The 11,383-nt window shown below is 73.1% G+C and carries 11 protein-coding genes; 6 read left to right on the top strand and 5 right to left on the bottom strand.

Going from position 1 to position 11,383, the window contains the following annotated elements:
* The 3 genes from ABD54_RS07800 to ABD54_RS07790 form a co-directional block, all read left to right on the top strand.
* A partial coding sequence (locus ABD54_RS07800) for an LLM class flavin-dependent oxidoreductase (RefSeq protein ID WP_047868741.1) occupies window positions 1-575 on the top strand: 575 nt, incomplete at its 5' end.
* A gap of 151 nt (window positions 576-726) precedes the next feature.
* The gene (locus ABD54_RS07795; protein WP_047868740.1) at window positions 727-1,122 is read left to right on the top strand and encodes a GNAT family N-acetyltransferase; all 396 of its coding nucleotides are present in this window, start codon (window positions 727-729) and stop codon (window positions 1,120-1,122) included.
* Window positions 1,119-1,577, top strand: coding sequence for a carboxymuconolactone decarboxylase family protein (locus tag ABD54_RS07790; protein ID WP_047868739.1), 459 nt, complete (start codon window positions 1,119-1,121; stop codon window positions 1,575-1,577). Before ABD54_RS07795 ends, ABD54_RS07790 begins: the two co-directional genes overlap by 4 nt.
* A gap of 40 nt (window positions 1,578-1,617) precedes the next feature.
* On the opposite strand, the gene ABD54_RS07785 is transcribed toward ABD54_RS07790, so the two are convergent.
* Complete coding sequence (locus ABD54_RS07785; protein ID WP_047868752.1) at window positions 1,618-2,523, bottom strand: LysR family transcriptional regulator; 906 nt, start codon at window positions 2,521-2,523, stop codon at window positions 1,618-1,620.
* A 132-nt stretch (window positions 2,524-2,655) separates the two neighbouring features.
* Here ABD54_RS07785 and ABD54_RS07780 point away from each other — a divergent pair, with 132 nt between their 5' ends.
* The 3 genes from ABD54_RS07780 to ABD54_RS07770 all read left to right on the top strand — a co-directional run bounded on the left by ABD54_RS07780 (window position 2,656) and on the right by ABD54_RS07770 (window position 6,981).
* On the top strand, window positions 2,656-3,555 hold the full coding sequence (locus tag ABD54_RS07780; protein WP_235432007.1) for a DMT family transporter: 900 nt from the start codon (window positions 2,656-2,658) through the stop codon (window positions 3,553-3,555).
* A 288-nt stretch (window positions 3,556-3,843) separates the two neighbouring features.
* Window positions 3,844-6,150, top strand: a complete 2,307-nt coding sequence (locus ABD54_RS07775; protein ID WP_082166734.1) for a phosphodiester glycosidase family protein — start codon at window positions 3,844-3,846, stop codon at window positions 6,148-6,150.
* Window positions 6,151-6,261: 111 nt separating this feature from the next.
* The gene (locus ABD54_RS07770; protein WP_047868738.1) at window positions 6,262-6,981 is read left to right on the top strand and encodes a spermidine synthase; all 720 of its coding nucleotides are present in this window, start codon (window positions 6,262-6,264) and stop codon (window positions 6,979-6,981) included.
* A 215-nt stretch (window positions 6,982-7,196) separates the two neighbouring features.
* On the opposite strand, the gene ABD54_RS07765 is transcribed toward ABD54_RS07770, so the two are convergent.
* From ABD54_RS07765 to ABD54_RS07750, 4 genes are all read right to left on the bottom strand, one after another.
* The gene (locus ABD54_RS07765; RefSeq protein ID WP_047868737.1) at window positions 7,197-8,018 is read right to left on the bottom strand and encodes an SAM-dependent methyltransferase; all 822 of its coding nucleotides are present in this window, start codon (window positions 8,016-8,018) and stop codon (window positions 7,197-7,199) included.
* Window positions 8,019-8,395: 377 nt separating this feature from the next.
* On the bottom strand, window positions 8,396-9,163 hold the full coding sequence (locus ABD54_RS07760) for a DUF3159 domain-containing protein (protein WP_053063558.1): 768 nt from the start codon (window positions 9,161-9,163) through the stop codon (window positions 8,396-8,398).
* A gap of 361 nt (window positions 9,164-9,524) precedes the next feature.
* Window positions 9,525-10,127: a DNA-binding response regulator gene (locus tag ABD54_RS07755; RefSeq protein WP_047868736.1), complete on the bottom strand. Its 603-nt coding sequence runs from the start codon at window positions 10,125-10,127 to the stop codon at window positions 9,525-9,527.
* On the bottom strand, window positions 10,124-11,290 hold the full coding sequence (locus ABD54_RS07750) for a sensor histidine kinase (protein ID WP_047868748.1): 1,167 nt from the start codon (window positions 11,288-11,290) through the stop codon (window positions 10,124-10,126). The genes ABD54_RS07755 and ABD54_RS07750 overlap by 4 nt, the downstream gene beginning before the upstream one ends.
* Between the last annotated feature and the right edge of the window lie 93 nt (window positions 11,291-11,383).

Here is an 11,383-nt window from a genome sequence, read left to right as displayed (position 1 = left end):
TCTGGCACGGCTCCATCCGCAGCCCCGAGATCGCCGAGCAGGCCGCCTACTACGGGGACGGCTTCTTCCACAACAACATCTTCTGGCCCGCCACGCACACCAAGAAGCTCATCTCGCTCTACCGCCGTCGCTTCGAGCACTACGGCCACGGCAGGGCCGAGCAGGCTATCGTCGGCCTGGGCGGACAGGTGTTCATGCGCAAGAACTCCCAGGACGCGGTGAAGGAGTTCCGCCCCTACTTCGACCACCACCCCCTGATGGGCGGCGGGCCGTCGCTGGAGGAGTACATGGACCAGACCCCGCTGACCATCGGCAGTCCGCAGGAGGTCATCGACCGCACGCTGACCTTCCGCGACAGCTTCGGCCACTACCAGCGCCAACTCTTCAACGTCGACGGCGTCGGCACACCCCTGAAGACGGTCCTGGAACAGATCGACCTGCTGGGCGAGGAGGTCGTTCCGGTGCTGCGCAGGGAGTTCGCCGCCGGGCGGCCCGCGCACGTGCCCGACGCGCCCACCCACGCCTCACTGCTCGCCGCCCGAGGCGCCCCGGACACATCAGCGGCGACGGGCTGAGCCGCGACGGCGCGCCCCCGCTGCGGATCGCCCTTCGGCCGCGCCCGGAACCCGTCCCCGTGCCCACGGCCCGCTCTCGCCCCACCCGGGCCGGGCGTCCCCTGTCCGCCACCGACCGAGCCGAACACCGTCCCCACCAGAGAGGCCTTCCGTGAGAGAGCCGCGAACAGACAGAACCGGCGCCGTCGTCCACATCGCGCTGGACGAGTCACGCGCCGTCAGCGCCTACACCGTGAGCCTGGACGACGGCGCCCCCGTCGGGCGCGCGGACTTCGTCGACCCGCCCCGGGGCCCCGGTGAGCGCGTCTTCTTCCACACCGAGGTCGCACCGGAGTTCGGCGGCCGGGGCCTGGCCGGGCTGCTGGTCGGTGAGGCGCTGGCCGACAGCGCCCGCAGGGACCTCACCGTCGTCCCCGTGTGCCCGCTCTTCGCCAAGCACCTGCGAGAGCACGGCGACGAGTACACGGCACAGGGCGGACGGTTCCGTCGACCGAGGCCTGCCGACCTCGCCCTGGTCGAGGAGACCGTCGAGGGGGGCGGCGCATGAGAGCGGAGCGCCCCTACATCGACAAGGAACACCCCGAGGTCTACGCGGCGATGCTCAAGGCCGCGGCGGCCTCCAGGACCGCGGCACGGCAGGCGGGCCTGGGCGACGACACCATCGAACTGGTCAACATCCGGGTGTCGCAGATCAACGGGTGCCCCACCTGCCTGAGCGTCCACCTCCCCAAGGCGCGCGAGGCGGGGGTGGAGCAGAGCACCCTGGACGTGCTGCCCGCCTGGCGCGAAGCGGGACTGTTCACCGATGAGCAGAGGGCCGCACTCGAACTGGCGGAGTCGTTGACGGTGCTCGACCCGACGGTCGACCGACAGGCCGTCAACGCCCGCGCGGCGGCCCGTCTGACCACCGCCCAGATCTCCGCGGTGGAGTGGACCACCACCCTCATCAACGCCTTCAACCGCGTCTCGATCGCCAGCGGCCACCCGGTGCGCAAGCGGTAGACGGAGACGGTTTCCGCCGTCGTGGCGACCTACGGCCCGGTCAGGGCGCCACGCCGGCGGAAGCGGTCCGCGATCCGTCCACCAAGCACGTTCTGAGGGCCTGGAGCGCCAACGAGGCGGTCTGTGCCCGCTCCAGAAGCAGAATGTCGCGATGCAGTTCGGTGTCGAGCGGCAGACAGGCGATTCTCGGGTCGCCGTCCTCAGCCGGGATCGGGACACAGGCGACGGCCAGTCCCTCCCGCACCAAGGCGAGCTGGGTCAGATGGTCGGCGACGTGGAACGACACGTCGAGCTCGACGCCGTGTCGGCGCGCGACCTGCTCGAGCGCGGTGTGGGCGTCCGAACCCTGGGCACAGGTCGCCCAGCGCTCTCCGGCCAGATCACGGATGCCGAGAGAGCCACGGGAACACAGGGGGTGGTCTACCGGGACCGCGATGAACACGGCTTCTCGTGTGAGCTGCTCCGCGATGACACCCGTCGGCAGCCGCAGCGGGGAGGCGCTCCAGGACTCGGCGAGCACGAGGTCGACGGCACCGGCGGCGAGGCGGTCGAGGTGGTCTCCGGTCTCCCCGTCCTCGACGGACACCCGCACGCGGGGGTATTCGCGTTGGAACGCGGTCAGCCTGGAGCCGAGCACGCTCCGGATGACGGAGGCGATCGCCGCGACACGCAGATGGCCGATGTAGGTCTCGTCGCGATGAAGATCGTTCTCCGCCCTCCGTACGGCCTCGGCCACCTGCCGAGCGTATCCGGCGAGTACCTCTCCCTTCGCGGTGAGACGGAGACCGCGTCCCTCCGGCACCACGATCTTCGTCCTCGTCTCGGCTTCGATGCGTCGCAACTGCTGTGACACGGCGGAGCCGGTCATGCGCAGTGCCGTGGCGGCTCGGGTCACCGATCCCGTCCGGGCCACGGCGTCCAGTACGCGGAGACGGTCCCATCCCATAGTCATAAGGAGTACTTAACACAAATGGGTAGAACTATGAAGTAGTGCTGGCTCCAGGTGCGCACCTACTGTCGAGTGATGTCCTCTGTCGCTCCACGCCCGTCGCACAGTACTCCCCACCCTGGCGCAACGGTGGGAAGGGACGGCCCCATCGTCGCGTCGTCCCTGGTCCTGGCCGGAGCGCTGTGCCTTTCGGCCTCGGCGGTCCTGGTGAAGCTGGCCGACGTCGACGCCGCAACGACCGCGGTGGCACGGTGCGCGATCGCCGTGGTCGTGCTGGTCCCCCTGGCGCTCCGGGAACGGGCGCGGTCGGGGGCACTCTCACGCGGCGGTGTGCTGTGGTCCCTCGCCGCCGGAGCCGCTCTGGGCATCGACTACGCCGCCTGGACAGCCTCGATCTACTACGTCGGCGCGGGGATCAGCACCGTCCTGGTCAACGTACAGGTCCTGGTTCTGCCCGTGCTGGCCTTCCTCGTCGACCGGGAGAGGGTCACGACGCGCTTCGTCGTCACGCTCCCGCTGATGATCTTGGGGATCAGCCTGGTCGGCGGGCTGTGGAACGCCTCCCTCCGAGGGCCGGACACGAGCATCGGTGTGCTGCTCGGTGTCCTGGCGGGTTGCGGCTACGGCGTGTACCTGTTCATCACCCGCCGGTCGGCACGCCGCGGACAGGGTCTGTTCGTTCAACCGCTGACCTGGGCGTCGGCCTCCGCCGCGGTCGCCGCTGTCGCGGTCTCGCCGGTCTCCGGCGGTATCCAGCTGGACGGGATCCCAGTCCGGTCGTGGCTGTTGCTCGCGCTCCTGGCGGTGCTCGGTCAGGTGGCCGCCTGGCTGTTGATCCACCACGGCAGCGTCTCGTTGCCGCTGACGACGACCGGTGGGCTGCTGCTGGTCCAGCCGGTACTCGCGCTCGGCCTGTCCGCGCTGGTCCTGGGCGAGCACCCCACGGCCCTGCAGTCGGCGGGGGCAGCGATCGTGGTCGCCGGTGTCGCCACAGCAAACGGCCTGCTGTTCCGAAAGCGTAAGCGCTAGCGCGTCGACGGAAGCCTGCCGGAACTCCCGTATACGAACCCGCATCCCGTATCGCCCGTCGTCCTCGCAGGTCAGAGCATGCGTTCCGGACCGGTTCGTTCGAGGACCGTGCAGTCCGTGTCCGGGGCACGGGGAGAAAAGTCCTCGGGCTCTTCTCCCCGTGTCCACGTCCTCACCCTCCGGTGTGTACCGCCGCTGGAAAGAGCACCCGTCGTGGAGGATGTGCACGACCGGGCACCGGGCGCGCCGCCCACCGCCCAGACGAACCCTCCCGCGAAGGGGTGCCCCGTGAACCCGTCCCGTCCGAGGCCCCCGGGCCCCGTCCGCTCCGCGGCCGTCCCCGTGGTCGCCGTACTGGTCGTACCCGTGGTCCTGGCCGCGCCGTCGTCCCCGGTGGCGGCCGACGCCACCGCGCCGGTGAGCGGGATCGCCGGGGCCGTGGAGGAGAGAATCGCCGCCGGGGTCGGCCTCGCCTCCGGCCCCATCCCCGCCACGGGGGACGAGGGGGAGCAGTTCGCCAGCCTCCTCACCGTCGACCTCACCGAGGACATCGGGGTCGAGTACGTCGACGGGGGCGGCCTCACCTCCCCCGCGACGGTGGCGGACATGGTCGCCGCCGCCGACCCCCCGGAGGGCTCCACCGTGGTCGCCGCGGTCAACGGCGGCTACTTCGACATCGGCGCGACCCAGGCCCCGCTGGGCGCCGGGATGAGCGACGGGCGCCTGCTCACCTCGCCCGACCCGGGGTTCGCCAACGCCGCGGTCATCGACGCCGGGGGCAGGGGCAGCGTGCGCCGGGTCTCCTTCGACGGAACCGCGTCCCTGCCGTCGGGGGACCTCGAACTCGACGCCCTCAACACCTCCGCCGTCCCCGCGGACGGCCTCGGCCTGTACACGTCGGACTGGGGCGACCACCCCCGCGCGCACACGGTGCACGAACCCGGGGCCGACCCGGGTGACACGGCCGTCGCCGAGGCAGTGGTCTCCGGGGGCGCGGTCGAGCGGATAAGCGGCACCCCGGGCAGCGGCCCGATCGAGGAGGACGAGCAGGTCCTGGTGGCGCGCGGCTCGTCGGCGGAGCGGATCGCCGCCCTGTCCGAGGGCGACCCGGTCGAGGTGGAGCACACCCTCACGGCCGAGGGCGTCGAACCCCGCGTCGTCGTGGGCGGACGGCACGTGCTGGTGCGCGACGGCGAACCCGTCCCCGTCGAGGACGACTCCCGCGCGCCGCGCACCGCGATCGGGTTCTCCGAGGACGGCGGGGTCATGCACGTGGTGACCGCGGACGGGCGCAACAGTAGCCACGCCGGATCCACGCTCGCGGAGGTCGCCGCGCTGCTCGCCGCGTCCGGGGCCGAGCAGGCGCTGGAGCTGGACGGCGGCGGGTCCTCGACCCTGCTCGTGCGCGAACCCGGCGGCACCGGTCCGGTGCCGCGCAACCGCGCCGGGGACCGGCTCCGGGAGGTCCCCGACGGCCTGGTGGTCACGGCGCCCGAGGGCTCGGCCCGGACCTCGGGCATGTGGTTGCGGCCCGCCCTGGAGCCCCGGCCCGCACACGGCTCCCCCGTGCCGCCCCAGGCCGACCCCCGCCGCGTGTTCACCGGCATGCACCGCACCCTGGCCGCCACCGGGCACGACGAGGCCTTCGGACCGTCCGGGCCCGGCGCGCCCCGCTCCCCCGACGACCGCACCGGTGAACTTGAGCTGTCCGCGCCCAGCGGGCACGGCGACGGCCCCCGGTTCGCGGCGGCCGACCCCGGACCGGTGACCGTCACGGGACGGGCGGGGCCGCTCCGCGACACCGTCGGCCTGGAGGTGCTGCCCGCCCCGGACTCGCTCCTCGCCGCGCCCCAGCGCCTGGGCATGGCCTCCGCCGAGGACACCGCCTCCTTCGTGCTCACCGGCGTCACCGGGGACGGGCGGCGGGCGCCCGTCGAACCGGTCGACGCACGGGTCGGGGCCGTCCCCGACCTGGTCGAGGTCGTGGACCGGGGCGACGGCGGCTTCGAGGTGCGCCCGCGCGCCGGGGAGGGTTCGGAGGCCGGAGAGGAGTCGGGGACTGGAGAGGGGTCGGGAGTCCTCACCGTGAGCGCGGGCGGGGTGAGCACGCGGATACCGTTCTCCATCGGTACGCGGACGGCTCCCCTGGCGGAGTTCGAGGACGCCCGGGAGTGGACGGCGCGGTCCGCGCGCGGCGGCGCCGAGTTGCGCCCCGCGGCCGGGCGCGACGGCCCCGGCCTGGCGTTGGCCTACGACTTCAGCCGCGACATCCGCACCCGGACCGCCTCCGCCCACCCGCCGGAGCCGCTCGCCCCGGACCGCCAGGCCTTCGCGTTCACGGTGGGCGTGCGCGGCGACGGCAACGGCGCCCGCCTCATGCTCGGCCTCACCGACGCGCACGGTGTCGGCCACTCCCTGGAGGGCCCCGCCGTGGACTGGGAGGGCTGGCGCGACGTGCGCCTGGAGGTGCCCGAGGACGTCGGGCACCCGGTCACGGTCTCACGGGTGTACCTGTTGGAGGAGGACCCGGGCCGGGCCTACGCGGGTGAGGTGGTGCTGGACGGCCTCACCGCCCAGGTCACGACGGGGCCCTGACCCGCCGGGCGCCGGGCACCGGCTTGCGCCGACTGGCCCCGAACGCTGCCCGGCCCCCTCTGGTACGTGGTACGAAGGGGACCCGAGCACCACGACGAGCAGGAGAAGCGGATGAGCGCCCGTTTTCAGGAACTGGACTGGCGGGCGACCCCCATGGGGGAGCTCAGCCTCCGGCGCCGCCACGACCCCCTCTTCCGCAAGGAGGTCTACGAGATCAAACTCGACGACGACTTCCTGATGTCGAGCCTGTTCACCGCTGCCGAGGTCGAACTGGCCCGGCTGGCCCTGGCCGAGCTGGACGGGGCGGACGGCCTGCGCGTCGCCGTGGGCGGCCTGGGCCTGGGCTACACCGCCCACACGGTGCTGGAGGACCCGCGCGTGGGCTCCCTGGTCGTGGTGGAGGCCCTGGGCGAGGTCATCGACTGGCACCGCGAAGGGCTGATCCCCTCGGGTGCGGCGCTGGTCTCCGACTCCCGCTGCCGTCTGGAGCACGGGGACTTCTTCGCCTCGGTCGGCGCCGGGTCGGGGCCAGCCCCCGACCTGGGCGCGGAGCCGTTCCACGCGGTGATCGTGGACATCGACCACTCGCCGCGCCACCTGCTCCACCCGGGCCACGCCGGTCTGTACACGGCCGAGGGGCTGCGCCGCCTGCGCGAGCGCCTGCTCACGCCGGGCGGCGTCTTCGCGCTGTGGTCCAACGACGCGCCGGAGGAGGAGTTCACCGCCCTGCTGGCGGATGTCTTCACCACGGCGCGCGCGGAGGTCGTGGACTTCCCCAACCCCCAGCAGGACCACGACGCGTCCAACACCGTCTACGTCGCGGTGTCCTGAGCGCCCCCGTTCCCCCGAACGGGGAGTCGGCTGAGCGGGGTGTCAGCGTGCGGCGGCGCGGCCGACGACGACCCGGCCGGTCACTACGAGTTCAAGGCGCAGATCGCCGACACCGGCGCCCAAGCCGTCGACCGCGCTGAGGTCCACCCCGCGCACTGAGCGCGCGCCGGTTCCGCCCGAAGCCGGGGCGCGGGCGGTACCGGCACCGCCCGGCGTCAGGGTTTGCGGGCCACGCCGCCGTACTGGTCCATGCCGCGCCGGGAGCCGACCTCGATGGGGGCGGGACGCCACAGGGGGCAGGGGACCACGCCCGGCTCCAGGAGCTCCAGGCCCTCGAAGCGGGCGGCGACCTCCTCCGGGCTGCGCAGGAGGTAGGGCACCACGCCCTGCTTGTTGCCCACCTCGATGGCCTCGTTGTAGGCCTCGCTGGTGTTGGTGCCGTCGTAGCTCGCCAGGTAGCTGCCCGGGGGCAGCGCGTCCACCAGACGGCGCACGACCGGCAGGACCTCGTCGTCGGGCACGTGGCCCAGGACTCCCATGAGCATGAGCGCGACCGGCTGGTCGAAGTCCAGGGTCCGGGCGGCCCGCTCCAGGATCGCGTCGGGGTCGCGCAGGTCGGCGTCGACGTAGTCGGTGACCCCCTCGGGTGTGCCGACCAGCAGCGCGCGGGCGTGCGCGAGCACGAGGGGGTCGTTGTCCACGTAGACCACGCGGGCCTCCGGGGCGATCGACTGGGCGACCTCGTGGGTGTTGTTGGCGGTGGGCATGCCCGTGCCGATGTCGAGGAACTGGCGGATGCCCGCCTCGCCCGCCAGGTGGGTCACGACGCGGATCAGGAACTCCCGGCTGGTGCGGGCCAGGTCCACGATCTCGGGGAAACCCGCGGCGACCGCGTCGCCCGCCTCGCGGTCGATCGGGTAGTGGTCCTTGCCGCCCATCCAGTAGTTCCAGATCCGGGCCGAGTGGGTCCGGGTGGTGTCGATCTGCGGCGGGCTGCCGGCGGAGGCGGCAGTGGACGGGGACGCATCGTCGGACATAGGGGCATCCACCTCGGTAGACAGGGGGTTGACGTCACGGAACGCGGCCCCCGGCGCTCACGCGGTCGCGTTCCCGCCGAGGCCGGGGAAACCGCTAGCACCGATGCTATCCACACCGTGCGGGCGGGGCCCGGCTCGAAGCCCGGATCCTCGCCCCGGGGCCGTGTTCCGCAGCGGGGGGAAAGGCCCTCCCGGACAGGGGACGGCGGGCTCGGCCGGGAGCGCGGGACCGCCGTCGGCCCCGCGGCGCCGACGGGGGCGTGTGCGGTACGCGCCGGACACCCCGCCGCGCGGGCCGAGGGAGTCGGCCCGCGCGGCGGGGTGTCGGGGGCGCCGGTGTGCGGCGGGGCGGGCAGCCCGGAGGCCGGCGGGCGCGGTCAGGCCCGCTCGGCGGACTTGATGAGGCGCTTGGTGGAGCGGCGGAAGGCCCAGATGACCACCACGGCGACCAGCGCCGTCAGCGGGAAGCCCATCACGGTGTCGGCGACCGCGAGCCAGCCGGTGGAGTCGGCCAGGTAGAGCCAGCCCTGCACCACGAACCGCAGAACGCACATGACCAGCACCGCGAACGTGGCGGCGTGGTGCGCGACCAGCGTGGGCCGGTCCTCACGCCAGGCGTGGGTGCCTCCGTGCACGGCGTTCCAGACGACGCCGGTCACCGGGCGGTTCATGAGGGTCGTGGCGAGCGTGACCACGCCCACCACCAGCGCGGCCCAGATCCCGATCACGAAGAAGTCGTTGGCCGATCCGGTCCAGGTGACGATGCCTCCGGCCACCGCGACGCCGAACACCCCGCCCCATACGGAGCTGAAGGGCTTGCCGCGCCAGAGCTGCACCGCGGCGATCACCACGGCCAGGGCGATCGCGATCACGACGGCGACCGGCAGCGATACGAAGCCGATGGCGCCCGCGAAGACCAGGGCCGGGATCGCCGAGAGGACCATGCCCCACGGGCCGCCCGCCGCGTCCATCGCCGCCTGCCTGGTGTCGACGGGCTTCTCGGGCTGGGCGGTGCTGGGGGACTGCTCGGGCTGGGCGGCGGGGCGGTGCTCGCTCATGGTCACTCCGTCCGGGGAGGCGGTCGGGTCGGTGTGCTCGGGGGATTCGAGGAGGTTCCGGTCGGCGGTCGTGCCGCTGCGTGCCATGTCGTTCCTCTCTTTCACGTCCTCGTCCGGCTCCGCCGCCGGGTCGGCGCCCGTCGCGGTCGCGTCCGCGCCGCCCCCGTGCGGGGAAGGGGCGACGGGGTGTCCCGCGTTCGCTCCGGGTGTCTCCCGGTGGCGGCCGGTGTGAAGTTCATGTCCCCTATTCCACCGGTTCGCGCGCCCGCCCGGCAGTGCGACGGCGTCACGACTTCACCGTGACACCGCGCTGAGGCCGACCATGACGTGGTGTCACTGGTGGGACGCGAAACGCGAGGTCACCGATGCGTGGGGACGGCGCCGCGGTCCCGTGTCACGGGACCGCGGCGTCCGGGAAGCGGGCGCCCGCACGAGCGGCGCCGGGGGCTCACAGCCAGTCGTGCTCGCGCGCGTACCGCGCCGCCTCGTGCCGGGTCCGCGTCTGGGTCTTCTGCATCGCGTTGGACAGGTAGTTGCGCACCGTGCCCTCCGCCAGGTGGAGCTGGGCGGCGATGTCGGCGACCGAGTAGCCCTCGCTGGTCGCCCGCAGCACGTCCACCTCGCGGTCGGTGAGGGGGCAGTCGTCGATGACGGCGAGCGCGGAGACGTCCGGGTCGATCCACCGCTTGCCCCGGTGCAGGTTGTCGATGACCGAGGCGATGTGCGCCGGTTCCGCGGACTTGCTGACGAACCCCTGCACCCGGAGCTTGAGCGCCTTGCGGAGCACACCGGGTCTGGCGTGGCGGGTGAGCATGAGGATCACCTGGTCCGGCAGTTCGCGGCGGATCCGCTCGACGGCACCGAGCCCGTCCACGTTGGGCATCTCCAGATCGATGACGAGCACGTCGGGCCGGTGGTCCAGCACGGCCCGCACCGCCTCCTCCCCGTCCTCCGCCTCGGCGAGCACGGTGATCTCCCCCTCCAGCGGTAGCAGGGCGGCCATCGCCTTGCGCAGGAGGGCCTCGTCGTCGGCGAGTACCACGGTGGTCATCGGTCGTCCTTCCGCGTTGTGGTGGGTCGTTCCGGGGCCGGGCGGGGGAACTCCGCGGCGGTCGTGAACCGCCCGTCCGCGTGCTCCACCGTCAGTTCGCCGCCGCTGTCGGCCACCCGTTCGCGCAGGGTGGCCAGCCCCCGCAGGCGCGCGGGCGGTTCCTCGGCGGCGCCGTCGTTGACGATGGTGATGCCGGTCTCGGTCAGGGTGATGCGCACCCGCGAGGCCTGGGCGTGGCGCAGGATGTTGGTGGTGGTCTCGCGCAGCACCTGGCCCAGCAGCTCGCCCGCGCCCGGGGCCGCCTCGGCCTCGCGGTCCACGCGCACGTCGATGTCGGCGGCCTCGAAGAGGTTCTTGGCGTTCTCCAGTTCGGCGGACAGGTTCAGGCGCCGTTGGGCGTGGGCCAGCTCCCGGGTCTGGGTGATGGTGTCTCCCACCAGGGACTGGATCTCGCCGAGTTCCTCCTCGGCGCGGTCGGGGTCGGCGCGCACCAGTTTGCGGGCCAGCGCGGTCTTGAGCTTGACCACGTGCAGGGTGTGGCCCTGGATGTCGTGCAGGTCGCTGGCGAAGCGCATGCGCTCCTGGGCCACGGCCAGCTCCGCCTCGCGCTCACGCGCCGCCGCCAACTCCGCGACGAGGCCGCGGACCAGTTGGTTGAGGTAGGTGAGCACGACGCCGACCAGGGCGACGGCGGAGGAGACCAGGACATACTGGACCAGGGTGTCGAGGATGTCCTCGCGCACGAGAAGCCTCGCCAGCGGCACCGCCGCCGCGAAGGCGATCAGCCCCGCGGTCACCGCGGTCCGGTGGCGCGAGAGCTGGTGGACGACGAGGGTGGCCACGACGGCGAATCCGTAGGACCCGGACGCGTTGTCCCAGAGCAGCGCCCCGAGCAGCCACACGACCGCGGTGACGGCCAGGCAGGGAAGCGCGACGCGCGAGAGGCGGCCCGCCGCGCCCTGTGTGACGGCCGTCAGCGCCGCCGCCAGGCCCAGCGCCAGGCTGAGGGCGTCCCACGGGGAGTCGGAGTCGATCGACACCAGGATCGCGCCCACGGCGACCAGCGACGTGGTCACCGTGTTGAGGTTGAGCGCGTACAGCCGCCCCTGCGTCGTCTCGGCGTGTTCGGCCCCAGCGCTCCACACGTTCCGGAAGGGGCTCACCGCTCCTCCGTCGAGGGCCGGGGGGTCGCTCCGGGAGTCGGCGGGAGCGCCGGTACGGCCGTTGGCGGTGTGCACGGGGGCCGGGTGTCCATG

Source organism: Nocardiopsis sp. RV163, from assembly GCF_001029525.1.
Classification (GTDB): Bacteria; Actinomycetota; Actinomycetes; order Streptosporangiales; family Streptosporangiaceae; genus Nocardiopsis; species Nocardiopsis dassonvillei.
The sequence above is the reverse complement of the archived record's forward strand: the minus strand, read 5'-3'. Positions and strand labels throughout refer to the sequence as shown.

Coding starts and splice junctions, on each gene's coding strand:
- ABD54_RS07770 (WP_047868738.1), top strand. CDS start 6,262: ATGAGCGCCCGTTTTCAGGAACTGGACTGGCGGGCGACCCCCATGGGG.
- ABD54_RS07755 (WP_047868736.1), bottom strand. CDS start 10,127: ATGACCACCGTGGTACTCGCCGACGACGAGGCCCTCCTGCGCAAGGCG.
- ABD54_RS07785 (WP_047868752.1), bottom strand. CDS start 2,523: ATGGGATGGGACCGTCTCCGCGTACTGGACGCCGTGGCCCGGACGGGA.
- ABD54_RS07760 (WP_053063558.1), bottom strand. CDS start 9,163: ATGGCACGCAGCGGCACGACCGCCGACCGGAACCTCCTCGAATCCCCC.
- ABD54_RS07790 (WP_047868739.1), top strand. CDS start 1,119: ATGAGAGCGGAGCGCCCCTACATCGACAAGGAACACCCCGAGGTCTAC.
- ABD54_RS07765 (WP_047868737.1), bottom strand. CDS start 8,018: ATGTCCGACGATGCGTCCCCGTCCACTGCCGCCTCCGCCGGCAGCCCG.